Raw genomic sequence first — 16532 nt, 5'->3', positions numbered from 1 at the left:
ATCCATGAACGGAAAAAAAGGCCTCATTGCCGCCATTGTGCTCGTGTATGTCGTCGCCGGTTTTTTTGCGGCCCAGTATATCGCGGGCGCAGCGTATTTCGCCGTGAGTAAAACCATGCCGGTCGATATCGCCCTCGATACCTGGATGCGCTACTGGGAAGCCTACGGCGACGATCCGGTGCAGCGCAAGCGGCTCATCACCGGCGCCGGCATCGCGGCCATCGTTGTGTATGTCCTGCCGCTGCTGGTGGTGATGCTGGCTTCGCGCGGCCCAACCCGTTCGCTGCACGGCGACGCACGCTGGGCGACGGCGGCCGAAATCAGAAAGGCAGGCCTGTTATGAGCGGCGTTATCGTTGGAAAATATCAGGGCAAGTATCTGATCTTCCCGGGCCAGCAATTCGTGCTGGTGGCGGCCCCGACCCGTTCGGGAAAGGGCGTGGCGATCGTGATCCCGAATTTGCTCAATTACGAGGATTCGGTCGTCGTGCTCGACCTGAAGATGGAAAACTACAGGCTCACCTCGCTGTTCCGTGAACGTAACGGACAAAAAGTGTACCTGTTCGCCCCGTTCGCGGAAGATGGCATCACGCACCGCTGGAACATGCTCGACACGGTATCGCGCCATCGCAACACGCGTATCGGCGACGTGCTGTCGGTCGGACAGTCCCTGTATCCGAGCGATTGCGATCCGAAAGACAAATTCTGGAACGATAACGCGCGCAATCTGTTCCTGGCATTCGTGCTGTACCTGATGGAGTCGCCCGAATTGCCGTGCACCTTCGGTGAAGTGTTCCGCCAATCGTCCGGCCGCGGCCGTCCGATCAAGGAGTACTGCGAAAGCATCATCAAGGAGCGCGCCGATGCCGGCAATCCGCTCAGCAACGAATGCCTGGACGCTTTCGGCCGCTTTCTGGCCGCGCCTGAAAATACCCTCGGCAACATTCTGTCGACCTTCAATGCGCCGCTGCTCATTTTCGCCAACCCGATGGTCGACGCGGCCACCAGCGCGTCCGATTTCGATATCAATTCAGTGCGCAAGCAACGCATGTCGATCTATATCGGTATCCAGCCGAGCCAGTTGGCGGACGCGTCGCTCCTGATCAATATGTTTTTCTCGCAGCTGATCAATTTGAACACCAAGGAACTGCCCGAGGATAATCCGTCGCTGCGCTATGCCTGCCTGTGCGTGCTGGACGAATTTACCTCGATCGGCAAGGTCGGCATCATCGCCAAGGCCAATTCCTTTATTGCGGGCTATAACGTGCGGCTGCTGACGATCGTGCAAAGTATCGCCCAGCTCGAAGGCGTGTACGGCGAACAGGATACGCGTACCCTGGTCACCAACCATGGCTTGCAGATCATGTATCCGCCGCGCGAGCAGAAAGATGCGAACGACTATAGCGAGATGCTCGGTTACTTTACCGAAAAGTCGGTCTCGAAAGGGAACAGCAATTCGGGCGGGTTTGGTGCCGGCAACATGACCAGGAGCGAGAACACGTCGGAAAACCGGCGTGCGCTGATGTTGCCGCAGGAATTGAAGGAAATGCCTCAGGATGAAGAATTCATCCTGATGGAAAACACCAAGCCGATCCGCTGCCACAAGGCCCGCTATTTCAACGACCATGTATTTATCGACCGCCTGAAATCGGTCAGTCCGACCCTCGCGGCGCTTGATCATGTGGGCTGGCGCGCGTATGCGCGCAAGCTGGGGCTCAATTCGATCGGGAAGGTATTGCCCACATCGTCACAGCTCAAGGAAGTCGCGTTTATTCGCAGGGAAATGAGCTCGGCGGTTCCCTTCCTGGACGTCGATTTGTACAAGGCAAAGATGGAAGGCCGTATGCGCCCGCTCGAAGAAGGCGAGCCGATCGATCCCGCGACGTTGGCCATCGATGTCGCGGCCCTGCCCACGATCGACAATCAGAAGGACCCCGCCCCCAAGCAGGTTGAGGCGCTGGTCGATGCGTTCATGTCGGAACTCGAGTGGGGAGATGAGGATGCGTACGAGGAGCCGGCGCCAACGCCGGCCGTGCCCGTTACCGAGGCGGCAGGCGGGTGGATCGAAAAAGGCGACGATGCCGCGGCGGCGCTGCCTGCCATGGCTGGGGCCGACAATGACGAGACGTAACGCTGCCAGCCATGCCGCCTTGGATGGCGGTTGGCATCACTGTACTTCGTTGCTTGACCAATAATGCACAAAGGAAAATCCGATATGTACAAAACAATCATCGCACTGGCCGCTATGACCGCGCTGGGCGCCTGCAGTTCCGTACCTCATCCGGCCATGCCTAGCGGCTGGGACCGCAAGCCGATCAACAGCCAGGTCAAGATCGACGAATACCGCGCGCGCGTGGCCGAGGAATCGGTCGACCGCAAGGAAAGGATTGCGCTGGCACGGCAGGTGGAAGCGCTCAACCGCCAGCTCGCCGAGCTCAAGTTTTACATGATGGCGATGCAGGCCGATGCGCAAAATGGCCCCCCAAAAGCGCGGCCGGTATCCCAACAAGGCACGGTACCGGCCATTGAAATCACGAATGCCGAATCCGTCGATGTGCGCAAGCAGGCGATTGTCTTCCGTATGGCCCACCGCTATGGCAAATCCGCCTTCAGTCCAACTGCCGGGTTTCAGGAATCCTTGCTCAAGGCCGCCCGCAGCAGCTCGCGCATCGTGATCCGTGGGCGCACCGATTCGGCCATGGAGGATGATGCCAACCGCCGGGTGGCGATGGGCCGCGCCGTGAAGGCGCGCGCGTTTTTGATCGAAAGCGGCATTCCTGCCACCAAGATTCAAATTAGTTACCAGGCCGCGGGCGGTTTCCTGGTAGCGAACGATACCGAAGCGGGCAGGGCGCAGAACCGCCGTGTTGAGATCGAAACGGTCGATCTGGACACCACCGCGTTTGCCGTTCAAGCCCCGCTGGCGATCGGAGCGGCGCAATGAATGAAATGACCGAAGGTGCAAACCGCCCACCGGCCAGGCCCGCCGGGTCGGACCGGGGTGAGGCTGTTCCATCGGAACGGCAGGGCGCAGCGCGCGGCGCCGATGACTCGCGCGGCGAATTCGTCCAGCGCGACAAGCAGTTTTATTACCGCGACAAGCAAGACACTGTGGCGTTCGAAGACACGGGTGCGCGCCTGGCTACCAAGAATAACGATGTGGCGGTAGCGCGCGCGATGGTCGACATGGCGGTCGAGAAGGATTGGAAGACGATCACGGTCTCGGGCGCCGACGAGTTCAAGCGCGGCGTATGGCTCGAGGCCGCCGCGCGCGACGTGCCGGTCGCAGGCTACAAGCCGACCGATGTGGACATGGCCTTGTTGCAGGAGCGCCAGGAACGTCAGGAACGCGCCAGCAAGGAGCGGGCGCCGGGTGCCCCCGAGGCGGGCGAACGCGGCAGCCGCGCCGAGGGTGCGCCCGGCTGGGTGGCAGCCGACCGCGATGCGGTGGACACTCCGGCCAAGGTCGCCGCCCGCGCTGAAGAGCAGCGCGAGCTGACCGCCAAACAGCAACTGGCCATGGATGCGCTCAAGTCGCTCATGGGCGGACGCGGCGACTCGGACAAGGCGATGGAGATGGCCATGAAGCTCATGACCGATCTGTTTCAAAAGCTCGAGAAGGAAGATGAAAAGTCCCGGCGCGGCGATCCTGTGGTGAACCGTTACGACCGCGACGCCGAATCGCGCACCCAGGTGGAATTGGCGCAACGCGATACATCGTTTAACCGCGATCCCGACGCCCAGTTGGAGCGCCAGGCCCCACGACCGGCTGATCGCTCACGCTAAATTGCACGTGTTTATGCTGCGGATAGCTGTAAAGAATTATAAATCACCGCTTGTTTTGAGCAAATGAATGGCTTGTCGCCCCGCTCCAGCCGGAAGCTGAAAGGAGATTCAACATGCAGCACAAAAAACTCTATGCCTCGATCGCGTTTGCAGCAGCCGGCTTCGGCTTCGTCGCACCTGCCCAGGCGCAAGAATTGAACGCCGATGCCAAGTTGGCTTGTGAAATGACCCTTTGTCTCCTCGCCAAAGCCAAAGGCGACAATCCCAGCGAATGCCTCGAGCCAATAAAGAAATACTTCGATATCAGAGCGAAAAAATTCAAGGACACCCTCAAGGCGCGCACCAACTTCTTGAAATTGTGCCCGAGGAATAGTGGCCAAGCCTCCAGCGACGACAATCCTAGTCCCGAAATGCTGGCCGAGAGTTCGACCCCGGTGTATCCGGACCCGGTCGAAGAGCCGGTGCCGGCACCGGGCGTTCCGGGCACGGTGCCCGGTGTTGTGTACACCCCGGATACGAAAGAAGCCATCAAAGCCGAGATCGCCAGGCTGATGCCAATCTGGGACGCCCAAGCCGTGCTGAGCGTTGCTGCGCGGACGGTGGTGGAGACATGCGTGCAACTGAATGGCCGTGTTCAGGATGGATACTGCAAAGCGGAAATGGCTGACTACGATGCCAAACGCTTGCCCACGATTGCCAGCCGCGAAGAAATCTACCGCTTGCAAGCCATTCTCGCCAGCATGCCTTAAAAAGGGATGGCAACATTCCTTTGACAGTTATGCACTTGAGCCGCGGTCGCCATGACCGCGGTAGCTCGCACGGCCTGAAGGGATAGGCCGCAACTGCGGACCGAGCCAGTTGCCCGGTGTTCCGCCGGCACAACATCCTCAGTTTCCTGCAATATTCGAAGTCGGGAGGGGGAGCGCCCGGGGCCGGTATGCGCCAGGCTGCCGGTCGAAAAATGGGCCGCATCTCCCGGTCGGTAGCGCTGCAAAACAGCTGTTGTTGAGAAGCGCATGCAATCCGGCGCCGCGAGGCATATCCCCAAATTTCCGCTACAACGTGCGGGAGTACACAAGTGTGTAGGTATCGACGTGCTCGACGGCCGGCCGGCTGGCCGGGTCGAGGGGACGTACTTGCAATGTCGCGGCAAAGTACACATTCACTGTCCGATCGTCGTACTCGACAACGAGCGCTGGAAAACCCAGAATCGGTTCCTTGGCGAAGACGCGCTCCGGATGGTCGTATTGGATATGGGGATCGGGAATTTCTTTGTTGAGGTCGACGGTGTGGCTCAACTGCGTGCCGTCTCGAGAGCGCCATTTCATCTCCAGCGGTCCCGCGAACGCCTTGTAGAAACCCGATAAAACGCCAGGGACGCGGTTGACGTCGGAAGGCCGTTTTTCCCGGGCGACCTGGGTTACGCAAAGCTCGCTGATCAAACCCGCATATTTCAACCAAGCATTTGTTACGTAAGCGCCCAGCCGTCCCACCTATGATTTTCCAATCGTCCCGCCCAAACTAATCCCTTCGATTAATTCAGGAGGGTAACGGTGACGAATTCAGAACGAGAGACGGTGTGGCAGGAACGCGTGACGCAATGGCAGCGCAGCGGCCTGTCGCAGCGGGCATACGCGATGGAGCAAGGCTTCCCGGTGCGCCAAGTCGGCTATTGGGTGCGTCGGTTGGCCAAACCGCAGGTTGTGCCAGCGCTGTTGCCGGTGCGGTTGGCGCCAATGGTCCCCGCCGTAGCCACGATCAGCCTGCGCAGCGAGCGCGGTTGGACGTTGGCCTTGCCGAGCGAAGTGCCGGCCAGCTGGCTGGCCGAGTTGCTGCGCGGCCTGTGATGCAGCTGTCAGCCGATGCGATCTGGCTGGCGACGGCGGCGGTGGACATGCGCACCGGGATCGATGGGCTGTCCTTGCACGTGCAGCAGGCGCTGGGTCGCCCGCCTTGCGACGGCACGGCCTACGTGTTTGCCAACCGCCGCCGCACGCGCCTGAAACTGGTGTGCTGGGACGGCACGGGTGTCTGGATGTGCCTGCGCCGCTTGCACCGTGGCCAGTTCGTCTGGCCACAGGCAGGCGAGGCGTGCTGGCAGATGAGCGCCGAACAATGGCAATGGCTGGTGGCCGGCGTGGACTGGCAGCGCCTGTCGGCACCGGCGCCGGCGCAGTGGCGACTGTGAGGAGGTAAACTGTTTCGCTTGGAAACATCGTCCATGCTCTGTAAACTACTGAGCCATGGACCTGCTCAACGAACTTGCCGATCTGAACCTCACCCCTGCCGCCATGGCGCGAGTGCAGGCGCTGTTCGCGCAGCAGCAGGCTAAGTTGGCGCAGCGCGATGCTGTGCTCGCTGAGAAGGATTTCAAGATCACCGCGCTGACGCACGAGCTGGCCTACTACAAGCGAGTTCGCTTCGGCAAGGCCAGCGAAGCACTCGTCGGCGAACAGCGCCTGCTGTTCGAGGAAACGGTCGATACGGATCTGGCAGCCATCGACGAGGAACTTGAAGCGCAGGCACCTGTGAAACGGCAGCGCAAGCGCGCCGGGCGCCAGCCGCTGCCAACGCACCTGGAGCGCATCGAGCACCGTCATGAGCCCGAGTCGTGCCAGTGTGGCCAATGTGGCGCCGACCTGGTCAAGATCGGCGAAGACGTCAGCGAACAGCTCGACGTGGAACCGGCGCGCTTCTTCGTGCATCGCCACATCCGCCCGCAGTATGCGTGCCGTCCTTGCGAGACGGTGACGGCAGCGCCGGTTCCGCCAGCAGTCATTGACGGCGGCATGGCCGCTGTCGGGCTGCTGGCCTGGATCGCGGTGTGCAAGTACCTTGACCACTTGCCGCTGTACCGCATCGAGCAGATTGCGGCGCGCGATGGCGTGCCGCTGGCCCGCTCCACGCTCGGCGAATGGATCGGGCGTATCGGCGTAGCCTTGCAGCCGCTGGCCGACCGGCTGGCCGAATTGCTCAGGGAACGAAGTTGCCTGCATGCCGACGAGACACCCGTGCGCCAGCTCGATCCCGGCAGTGGCAAGACTAAGCACGCCTATCTGTGGGCCTACCGCTCCAATGGGCTAGATGACGGGCCGGGCATCGTCGTCTTCGATTACCAGACCAGTCGCGCTGGGGCCCATGCCCGTGCTTTCCTGCAGGACTGGCGCGGCCATCTGATGGTCGATGACTATGTCGGCTACAAGGCGCTGTTTACGGCAGGCCTCACCGAGCTCGCTTGCCTGGCCCACATCCGGCGCAAGTTCTTTGACCTGCATGCTGCCAGCGGTAGCCCAGTGGCAGACGAAGCTTTGCGGCGCATCGGACAGCTATACGCCATCGAGCAACAAGCGCTCGGCATGACCGCACAACAACGGGGCACATTGCGTGAGCAGCACGCCATCCCAGCCCTGGCCGACCTGCATCGCTGGCTGCTGGCGTCCCAGCGTAACGTCGCCATTGGCAGCGGCACGGCCAAGGCCATTGAGCATGCCCTCAAGCGCTGGCCTGCGCTGCAGCGCTATGCCAGCTCGGGCAGCCTCCCAATCGACAATAACCTGGTCGAGAACGCGATACGCCCGATCGCCATTGGCAAAAAGAATTGGCTGTTTGCCGGCTCCGAACGAGCCGGACGCCGCGCTGCCGCCATCCAGAGCCTGTTCGCTAGCGCCAAGCTTGACGGCCTCGATCCTGCACGCTGGCTCGCCGACACCCTCGAAAAGCTTCCCACCTGCCCCAACAGCAAAATTGACTCGCTGCTACCGTTCGCAAACTCTACACAGATCTAAACGATCGTAGAAGGCGGACGGGCTGGCCGCTTACTTTGTTACGCCGCCATAACAAGTTAATCCGACGTTATGCGTCGAAAATTTCAATACGTCATCTTTAGCGACCGCAGCACATCCTTGTAACAGTAAAATTCCGGAAAATAGCGGCGCCAGTGCTTTTTTCGCTAAAAAATCGGAGATTTTCAATTCTTCCTCCTCTGGTTTCGGTAATTGAGCGCGGAACCTGGTCTGATAGCCATCGCGCCGGAGGAGTCAAAAACCAAGTTCTATTCCACCTATAACGGAATGTTGATCTTGTACGAATTCAAATGCTTTCGCAATTGAATATTTGTGTTTTCTTTTGCTCGCTCTGCCTCGACTTGCCAAGCGGGGCGCAGGCGCATTTGATTCGCCCCATCCGGCGGTTTTTTCCGAAGGCGCCGCTAGGGCCGCTGGCGTCGCATCTCGATCAATCAGTCATCTTGCCGAAGTAGTCATATGGCAATTTTGCACAGGTGGCAGTGTCGCCTCCGGGTGGCGCGTGCGCACGCCATGTCCGGCTGTGCATTTTAGGTGATGAAAGGGGCGCGGGATGGAAGCATCCTGTTGGAAGATTTGCGATCCCGCCGCTGTGAGAGGCGGAGGTGACCTGGCGTTGCTAATGGCTAGCAACGCCAGGTCTGCGGTTACGACGCATGTACTGCAGTCCGACGCAGACTTAACGATCTTGAGTAGCGGCGGCTCTCTCGGGCGCCTTGTCGGTCATTTGTGCACGCCCGTCCTGATACTCGATGGTCACCGGTTTGTTTTGAACCGGCACGCTCGGCAAATCACGCAGTTCGTGCGCGACAAAGGACTTCTCGCCGACCGCCTGGACCGCGTGATAGCTGGTCACGGCCGTCACAGGTCCCGTGTGCTTGCTGTCGTGCGACGCGGGCTTGACTTCGGCGCCGTCGCCGCGCTGCGCGCGAGCCGCGCTGGTCGCCTGTTCCAAGCTGTGATCGACCGAACGGGCGACCGCCTTGTCGACTTGCTCTTTTACCGCCGGCAAGCCTTCGCGCACATGCAGTTCGTTGAAGTCGGCCACCTTGGCCCCCGTTTTGGACTCGGGGAAGGCAATCCCGACCTGGTGTTTCTCCGCCGCGGCGGTAGCCTTTTCGACACCGGCATGGTCTGCCATGATGTGCACAGGATTGGTCGGATGGTGCGATTTCACGGAGTCGACCACGGCGTCCATGTTGCGCGCATCGAAAGCGACCACCGTCGGTTTTCCGGTGGCCTGGTGCAGCGAGGCAGCGCTCGCGTACCCGTCGGCCACCAGCACATCGCTACCCGGCTTGATATCGCCGATGATGTGCATGTTGCCAACTCTGCGCCCACCTTTTTCAAACGTCGAGCCGCCATCTTCCCCGGGGCTGATGGTCTGTGCCGACCAGATCTTGCCATCAATGTCGCGCAGCGGAACGACCACCTTGTCGCCATCGAACTTGACGCCGTGCCCATCGATCTGCTTGCTCGCCAGGTAGGCATTGCCGCCCGCCGGAGGCGTATCAGGCAGCCGCTCGAGTTTCTCGCTGGTCTTGGCAGCCACGTTATTGTATTGCTCGGCAAGCTCGGCTCCACGCTGCTGCCGGGCATTCTGTGCGTCTACCGTCAGCTGGCCTTGCTGCTTGTCCGTTAGCGGCAGCCCGTCCTTGCTCCAGTTTTCTTTATGACCAGAGGCGAAATTGGTGATCTGGCCATGAGGATGACCGTCGAGGTGCCCGGTATACGCGCCATCGCGGTTGCCCGGCGCACCGCCGGCGACCGGCACGCGCTGCAGGGTGCCGTCCATGACAGGCGCCTCTTTCAGCTCCAGACCGGCCCCTTGAATCTTATTGCCGAACTCGACTTTTGGATCTGCTGCCGGGGCTGGCGTGACGACGGGAGCATCCTTGGGAGGGTACTGGGCCCGCAGGATGGGGTCGGCAGCCTCCCGCTCCGGCAGTTCAACTATCCTGCGCTCCGGCTCTGCCCTGTACACCCACTTGTGCTGTTCAGATTTATGGATGACATTCTGCTTGGGGTCGTTGGAAACCTCGACCTTTTTGAGCAAGTCCCCGCCCAAGACCCTGTTTTCAAAGTCCACCGCCAGATTGAAGCTGCGGTCCGACAGCCCCCTCGCCAAGTATCCTCCACCCCCATTGCTATGCGCGCCGGGCACCGGAACGGCGACAAACCGCCCATCGTCGGATAAGCCCTGCCCGATAATAGACGTCGACGCGAAGGCAGTGCGATGTTCATCGCTGACAGTAATCTGCATTCCCGTGACAACCGAGGGTGGCAGACGACGGTCATTGTTCCCTGGTTCACCCGTAGCGACCGGGTCGTATAGCATGACCGCCTGGGGGATAGTACCTGGCGCACGCAAAGGGGGATCAGGAATATCCGGGTGCTCGCGATTTATCGGCGCGGGTATTCCTCGCTCATGCACCAGCCGGGTAAAACCGGCTGCTTGCTCCGCGCCACGGCTGAATCCTGTGGACAGGACACTGATTTTACAGTCCGGATCCTCTTTCAGCCATATTGCAGCCTGTTTCTGGTACTCCACGAACATCTTGTCGATGCGCTCTTGATACGTGCCGCCGGTGATGCCGTCGATCGTTCTCGGGATATAGTGTTCTTGGGTACCGGGCCCCTCTATATAGTGCCCCCCGATCGACTTGTTTTTGTAAGAAAGCTGATCGACCTGGTCTTTCAGCATCCCGATGTTGGTAATATGCTCCCTGTCATTATGAAGATCATTGCCCGTACCGTCGAACATGGCGACAAATACGCGCGCTTTCGGGTCCGCCTGATTGTACAGTTCCGGCACTTTCAACTCGCGAGCTTTCGCTCCAGCTTTGTCATATTGACCCAGTTGCTCGGTCGTCGCAGGAACGACATCAACACCGTCTGGCGACCCCTCTTTAGGTAGGTTTACTAATCCGAATATTGTCATTACAGAGTCCTGGAATAGACAAGGGAATAAGTGTCAACATACTCGACACTTTTATTAGCCGGATCGACAGGAATAACTTGCAAGGTCGCTGCAATGTACACATTCACAGTCCGATCATCGTACTCGACAACAACCGTCGGATCACCGAAGAACGGTTGTTTGGCGTAGACACGCTCAGGATGGTCGTACTTGATACGCGGATCAGGAACTTCCTTGATGAGATCGACAGTGTGGCTCAATTCCGAGCCGTCTCGCGAGCGCCACTTCATTTCCATTGGCCCCGTGAACGCTTTATAGGATCCTGATGTCGAACCAGGGACTCGGTTGACGTCGGTAGATAATTTCTCCCGGGCGACCTCTGTAAAGCACAGTTTGCTTATTTTGCCCGCGTACATCAACCAGGCATTTGTTACTCCACTATAGCAAGTCAATCCAATGTTATGAGTTGAAAATTTCAGTACGTCATCTTTGGCCATCGCAGCACATCCTTGTAACAGTAAAATCCCGAAAAATAGTGGTCCGAACGCCTTTTTCGCTAAGAAAGCGGATATATTCAATGGTTTGCTCCTTGAGCTTCGGTATCTGCGAAACTGTTCGCATGTATCGCAAGCCTTGTCTGATGATGTTGCGCTGGAAGAGCCGAAAAATGGACTCGATCCAGCGTTTAAGGGACTCTCGATATTGTACGAATTTATGCGCTTTCGCAACAAAATAATTGTTTCTCGCGCTCGTCTGGCGTTGCAAGCCGTCGCAACGCCAGACGCGTGGTACCAGTGCTTGCCTGGCAGTCCGGCCCCGGCTTAACGCTGCAGGCTGGCTACTTTCTCGGGCGCCTTGTCGGTCATTTGCGCGCGTCCGTCCTGATACGCGATCGTGAGCGGTTTGTCTTGCACCGGCACGCTGGGCAGATCGCTCAGCTGATGCACGATGTAGGATTTTTCGCCCACCGCCTGGATCGCGTGATACTTGGTTACGGCGATGACAGGTCCGGTGTGCTTGCCGTCGGGCGTGGCAGCCTTCACTTCGGCGCTGTCGCCGCGTTGCGCGTGAGCCACACTGGTTGCCTGTTCCCGGCTGTGATCGACTGAACGGTCCACAGCCTTGTCCACCTGCGCTTTTACTGCCGGTAACCCTTCGCGCACATGCAGTTCATTGAAGTCGGCCACCTTGCCCGACTTGGACTCCGGGAAAGCAATGCCGACCTGGTGCTTCTCCGCAGCCGCAGTAGCCTTCTCGCCACCGACATTCTGTTGGGATTGCTTGTCATTATCCGCCATGATGTACAAGGCATTGGTCGGATGGCGCGATTTCACCGATTCGACCACGGGGTCGATGTTGCGCGCATCGAATGCCACGACGACCGCCTTGCCAGTGGCCTGGTGCAGCGAGGCGCCACTTGCGTAACTTTCTGTCACCAGCACATCGGCACCCGGCTTGATATCGCCGATGATGTGCATGTTGCCAACCCTGCGGCTGCCTTTTTCAAAGGACGATCCGCCATCCTCTCCGGGCTGGATCGTCTGCGCCGACCACACCTTGCCGTTAATGTCGCGCATCGGAACAATCATCGTGTCGCCTTCGAACTTGACGCCGTACGCATCGATTTTCTTACTCGCCATGTAGGCGTTGCCTTCCGCCGGCGGATGGTCGGGCAAGCGATCGAGTTTCTCGACTATTTTGGCACTGACCTGATTGTATTGCTCGGAAAGCTCGGTGCCGCGCTGCTGCCGGGCATCTTGCGCGTGCGCCGTCAGCTGGCCTTGCTGCTTGTCCGACAACGTCATCCCGTCCTGGCTCCAGTTTGTTTGGACGCCGCTGGCAAAATTGGTAATGTGCCCGTGAGGGTGGCCGTCGAGATGACCGGCATACGCGCCATCGCGGTTGCCCGGAGCGCCGCCGGCGATGGCCACGCGCTGCAGTGTGCCGTCCATGACCGGCGGCTCCTTCAGTTCCAGCCCGGCTGCCTGGAGTTGCTTGGCAAACGCGGCTTTTCCATCCAGCTCCGGTGCTGGCGCGGCGGGAGCTTGTTCCGCGACCGGGCGCGGAGCGACGTTTTGAGCCGCGGCCACTGCCTGCGGTGCTGGTGCGGCGGGAGCTTGTTCCGTGACCGGGCGAGGTGCGACGTTTTGAGCTGCGGACATTTCCTGCGGTGCTGGCGCGGCGGGAGCTTGTTCCGTGACCGGGCGCGGAGCGACGTTTTGAGCTGCGGCCATTGCCTGCGGTGCTGGCGCGGCGGGACCTTGTTCCGTGACCGGGCGCGGAGCGACGTTTTGAGCTGCGGACACTGCCTGCGGCGCTGGCGCGGCGGGAGCTTGTTCCGAGACCGGGCGAGGAGCGACGTTTTGAGCTGCGGATACTGCCTGCGGTGCTGGCGTGGCAGGAGCTTGTTCCGTGACCGAGCGCGGAGCGACGTTTTGAGCTGTCGACACTGCCTGCGGTGCTGGCGCGGCGTGCTGATCCTTGACCGGATGAGATGTTTCCTTGATCGCTGTGGCCGCCGTCTGCGGTGCTGGAGGCGCGTGCTGATCCTTGGCCGGTTGAGGTGCTTCCTTGTGCGCGGCCGCCGCCGCGTGCGGTGTCGGCGCGGCGTGCTGCTCCTTGGCCGGTTGCGGTGCTTCCTTGTGTGCTGCGGGCGCTGGTGCAGCGGGCTGATCTTTGGCCGGACGAGGCGTTTCCTTGTGCGCTGCCGCCGCGTGCTGCTCCTTGGCTGGGTGAGGTGCTTCCTTGTGTGCTGCGGGCGCTGGCGCAGCGTGCTGATCTTTGGCCGGACGAGGTGTTTCCTTGTGCGCTGCTGCCGCCGCATGCTGCTCCTTGGCCGGGGCTGCTTCCTTGTGTGCTGCGGGCGCTGGCGCAGCATGCTGATCTTTGGCCGGGCGAGGCGTTTCCTTGTGCGCCGCCGGCGCCGCCGGTTGAGCCTTGGCTGGCTGAGGCGCTTCCTTGTGTGCAGCGGCCGCCGCCTGCGGTGCCGGGGCTGCAGGCTGCGCCTTGGCCGGGTATTGCGCCTGCAGGGTAGCACTGGCAGCGGCTCGCTCGCCCATGGGGACGTTTTCGCGAACAGGCGAGTCCGATTTCCGCCAAAACCGCTCATGCTGCGTAGAATCGTGGATGACGCTGTGTGTAGGATCTTTCGAAACGACCTGCTTGCGGATCAGGTCCCCGCCGAGCAATCTGTTTTGATAGTCCGTCGCCAGATTGAAACTGCGATCCGACAGCCCTCTCAGCTTATATCCGCCGCCAACATCGCTGTGCGCGCCTGGCACAGTGAATGCCAAAAACCGGCCATCGGCCGAATGACCCTGTTTGATATTCGTTGTCGACACAAAGTCCGTACGATGCTCGTCGTTGGCCCGGATCTGCACTCCGCTGATGACCGAGGGCGGCAGACGGCGATCATGTCTTTCTGGTTCTCCACTGGCTACCGGGTCGTACATGACAACTGCCTGGGCGATCGAACCTGGCGGGCGCAAGGCAAGAACTTTACGCTCCGGATGGTCAGGATCTTTTGCTCCGGCTATTCCGCGGTCATGCACCATCCGGGTGAACCCGGCGGCTTGCTCTGCGCCACGGCTGAATCCTGTGGACATGACGGTGATTTTTGCGTTCGGATCCTCCTTCAGCCATTTCTCGCACTGCTGCTGGAACTTCTGATACATGAATTCCTGACGTGCTTGATACGTCAAACCCTTGGCGCCGTCGAGGACTCTCTCAATGGCATCTTCTTGTGTGCCAGGCCCCCTTATGTACTGACCAGCGATAGAGGATTTGTCATGGGCAAGCGTATCGATCTGCTTTTTCAGCAAGCCGATATTGGTAATACCTCTGGCCGGGTTATTCAGGTCATTGCCGGTGCCATCGAACATGGCGACGAACACGCGCGAATGCGGATCGGCCCGGTTATATATCTCGGGTACCTTCAGCTTGCTGATTTCCTTTTCAGCTTTGCCATATTGAGACATTTGCGCGTTGCTCACGCCAGTAACGTCGACGCCATCCTTGGATGGATTTTTCGCAGTATTATTATATCCAAAAAAGTCCATTATAACGTCCGGGAATAAACAAGTGTGAAGACATCCACATGCTCTACGGATGGGCGGGTAGCCGGATCAAGAGGGCGTACTTGTAATGTCGCGGCAAAATAGACGTTCACAGTCCGATCGTCGTACTCGACCACGACCGTTGGAACGCCCTGGAACGGTTCCTTATCGAAGACGCGCTCCGGATGGTCGTACTTGATACGGGGGACAGGAATTTCCTTCTTAAGGTCAACAGTGTGGCGCAGTTCCGTGCCGTCGCGCGAACGCCATTTCATTTCCAGCGGGCTCTCGAAGGCCTGATAAAAACCCGCTAACGATCCGGGAACGCGGTTAATGTCAGTTGGCAATTTGTCCCTGCCAGCCTCTGTGTCGCAGAGTTCGCTGACCATTCCCGCATACTGCAGCCAAGCATTGGTTACTCCACCATAGCAAGCCAACCCGATGTCATGAGTTGAAAATTTTAATACGTCGTCTTTGGCCATCGGAGTACATCCTTGTAAAATTAAAAACACAGCTATTAATGGTCCCAGCGCTTTTTTAGCTAATAAAACGGATATGCTCAATTGTTTTCTCCTTGGGCTTCCGGTAGTTGCATCCATATGTTCACAATGATGGCGGAGCTGGGCCTGATGGCATTGCACTGGAGAACTAAAAAGATGACATCCAGCACATAATAAAGTATTGATTTTGTACTAATTTGCGTGTTTGCGCAACAACATTTTTTTTTGTTATTTTTGCCTGTGAATGGGAGTTTCCCGCCAATCGGCCCTGCCCGTGAGGGGCCGTCAGGTGGCGATTGTTACAAGCCTCCCGGCGGATGTCACGTTGTTTAAACATAAATTGGATTCTGTAACAATTGTTGACAAATATATAGCGTGCGTTAAAAATAGTTTGAATAATCTTCCATATTGAGCAGTCATTTTTTGTGACATTGTCACCGGCGCTTCTGATTCTGATTGCAACACTTGGCGAACTCGTGGAAATTGCGTGTTTTGGATAGTATTCGGTGTATTTTGGCAGCGCCGATTGACTGTCTTGCTGACAAGCGCGTCGTTCAGGGTGTAAATTCACGGTTCTGGTACGGGCGCCGGGAGAATGCCCAGCCGTGTTGGATTTACTTCCTGTTACATTTGTGATCTACATGAATTATGTGGATGGATGTAAGGTGCACAGCAAGACTTCAAGTTGCAACACAGTGATTCGCAAGGAAGTCGGTGGCGATCCCACAGTCTGGGGCCTGCTTTTTCGGACGATGGCGCATCCCGTGCGCAGATTAAAACCAATGAGGAATTTCACCATGAATAAATCAAAACTGTGCCTTCTGGCTTCTGTTGTGTCGATCTTCGCCCTGACCGGCTTCGCCCATGACGATGGAAACGGCAATTTGCATTCCACTAACAATGCCGGCGACTCGTTCAAATTTGACAAGAACAAGAAGATGGTACTCGAGAAGCCTGCGGCGCCGGCCAAGGACGGTAAGCCTGCCAAGCGGGCTGCCAAATCCGAAGGGGGCGAAAACGCCGGGGATACATTCGTGTTCAAACCGCCAGCAAAAAAGAGCTGGGAGCGTGGCGGGTCCAAGGAGCCGGCGGCACCGACAAAAGATGCTCCGGAGAACGCGGGCAACCGATAATCGCACACGGGACTCGACAACCGGGTCCCAGGAGCGCGCTGACCCGATCGCGGCCCAGTGCCGCTCCATGCCACACCCATCGGGATGCATCAGCGCCGCCTGACGGCGCTCTTGCACCGGCCCGATATTGATCGTTGCGCTCACTTGCCCCTCCTCGGGCGTGACGATCTACTTCCCCGCTTTCCCACTCATTTGCTCCACCCTCGGTCACGCAGCCAAGCCGGGCTGCCCACTGCAGCCCGCTCGGCCACTGCCGCCCGCACGCATGGCGATATCAATAAAGACCAGCACACAACATTGTCGCTGCGCTTGTCGCATCACAAACACAAGCCGCGC

General features: G+C 59.0%; 15 protein-coding genes. 9 read left to right on the top strand and 6 right to left on the bottom strand.

What is annotated here, in order from left to right; all coding sequences use genetic code 11:
- Positions 1–4 precede the first annotated feature (4 nt).
- The 5 genes from RBA41_RS21100 to RBA41_RS21080 all read left to right on the top strand — a co-directional run bounded on the left by RBA41_RS21100 (position 5) and on the right by RBA41_RS21080 (position 4534).
- The gene (locus tag RBA41_RS21100) at positions 5–343 is read left to right on the top strand and encodes a hypothetical protein (protein ID WP_306626216.1); all 339 of its coding nucleotides are present in this window, start codon (positions 5–7) and stop codon (positions 341–343) included.
- Entirely contained in the window at positions 340–2130 is a 1791-nt protein-coding gene (locus tag RBA41_RS21095; RefSeq protein WP_306626215.1) for a type IV secretory system conjugative DNA transfer family protein, read from the top strand. Before RBA41_RS21100 ends, RBA41_RS21095 begins: the two co-directional genes overlap by 4 nt.
- A gap of 84 nt (positions 2131–2214) precedes the next feature.
- The gene (locus RBA41_RS21090; RefSeq protein ID WP_306626214.1) at positions 2215–2943 is read left to right on the top strand and encodes an OmpA family protein; all 729 of its coding nucleotides are present in this window, start codon (positions 2215–2217) and stop codon (positions 2941–2943) included.
- Positions 2940–3785 carry an LPD7 domain-containing protein gene (locus RBA41_RS21085; RefSeq protein WP_306626213.1) on the top strand — a complete coding sequence of 282 codons (846 nt, stop codon included), beginning with the start codon at positions 2940–2942 and terminating at the stop codon, positions 3783–3785. The genes RBA41_RS21090 and RBA41_RS21085 overlap by 4 nt, the downstream gene beginning before the upstream one ends.
- A gap of 113 nt (positions 3786–3898) precedes the next feature.
- Complete coding sequence (locus RBA41_RS21080) at positions 3899–4534, top strand: TrbM/KikA/MpfK family conjugal transfer protein (protein ID WP_306626212.1); 636 nt, start codon at positions 3899–3901, stop codon at positions 4532–4534.
- 306 nt (positions 4535–4840) lie between these two features.
- On the opposite strand, the gene RBA41_RS21075 is transcribed toward RBA41_RS21080, so the two are convergent.
- Positions 4841–5278, bottom strand: coding sequence for a hypothetical protein (locus tag RBA41_RS21075; protein ID WP_306626211.1), 438 nt, complete (start codon positions 5276–5278; stop codon positions 4841–4843).
- Between the two features lie 60 nt (positions 5279–5338).
- Between RBA41_RS21075 and tnpA the strand changes: the two genes are divergently transcribed.
- The 3 genes from tnpA to tnpC are packed head-to-tail and all read left to right on the top strand — an operon-like array spanning position 5339 to position 7570.
- Positions 5339–5632, top strand: a complete 294-nt coding sequence (gene tnpA, locus RBA41_RS21070; protein WP_306626210.1) for an IS66 family insertion sequence element accessory protein TnpA — start codon at positions 5339–5341, stop codon at positions 5630–5632.
- Positions 5632–5973, top strand: a complete 342-nt coding sequence (tnpB, locus tag RBA41_RS21065) for an IS66 family insertion sequence element accessory protein TnpB (protein ID WP_306626283.1) — start codon at positions 5632–5634, stop codon at positions 5971–5973. Before tnpA ends, tnpB begins: the two co-directional genes overlap by 1 nt.
- Before the next feature lie 55 nt (positions 5974–6028).
- Positions 6029–7570, top strand: coding sequence for an IS66 family transposase (gene tnpC, locus RBA41_RS21060; RefSeq protein WP_306626209.1), 1542 nt, complete (start codon positions 6029–6031; stop codon positions 7568–7570).
- Positions 7571–7600: 30 nt separating this feature from the next.
- Here tnpC and RBA41_RS21055 read toward each other — a convergent pair whose 3' ends face one another.
- From RBA41_RS21055 to RBA41_RS21035, 5 genes are all read right to left on the bottom strand, one after another.
- Positions 7601–7756, bottom strand: coding sequence for a hypothetical protein (locus tag RBA41_RS21055; protein ID WP_306626208.1), 156 nt, complete (start codon positions 7754–7756; stop codon positions 7601–7603).
- Between the two features lie 511 nt (positions 7757–8267).
- Positions 8268–10529, bottom strand: coding sequence for a KfrB domain-containing protein (locus RBA41_RS21050; protein ID WP_306626207.1), 2262 nt, complete (start codon positions 10527–10529; stop codon positions 8268–8270).
- Positions 10529–11086, bottom strand: coding sequence for a hypothetical protein (locus tag RBA41_RS21045; protein WP_306626206.1), 558 nt, complete (start codon positions 11084–11086; stop codon positions 10529–10531). Before RBA41_RS21045 ends, RBA41_RS21050 begins: the two co-directional genes overlap by 1 nt.
- Positions 11087–11329: 243 nt before the next feature.
- Positions 11330–14566, bottom strand: a complete 3237-nt coding sequence (locus RBA41_RS21040) for a KfrB domain-containing protein (RefSeq protein WP_306626205.1) — start codon at positions 14564–14566, stop codon at positions 11330–11332.
- A complete protein-coding gene (locus RBA41_RS21035; protein WP_306626204.1) occupies positions 14566–15126 on the bottom strand; it encodes a hypothetical protein in 561 nt (186 codons plus the stop codon). The genes RBA41_RS21040 and RBA41_RS21035 overlap by 1 nt, the downstream gene beginning before the upstream one ends.
- Positions 15127–15860: 734 nt before the next feature.
- Here RBA41_RS21035 and RBA41_RS21030 point away from each other — a divergent pair.
- On the top strand, positions 15861–16196 hold the full coding sequence (locus tag RBA41_RS21030) for a hypothetical protein (RefSeq protein ID WP_306626203.1): 336 nt from the start codon (positions 15861–15863) through the stop codon (positions 16194–16196).
- The last annotated feature ends 336 nt before the right edge of the window (positions 16197–16532 follow it).

Source organism: Massilia scottii, assembly GCF_030846495.1.
In the GTDB taxonomy this organism is placed as follows: Bacteria; Pseudomonadota; Gammaproteobacteria; order Burkholderiales; family Burkholderiaceae_D; genus Telluria_A; species Telluria_A violaceinigra.
Note: the sequence above shows the minus strand (reverse complement) of the source record. Positions and strands in the feature narration are given on the sequence as shown.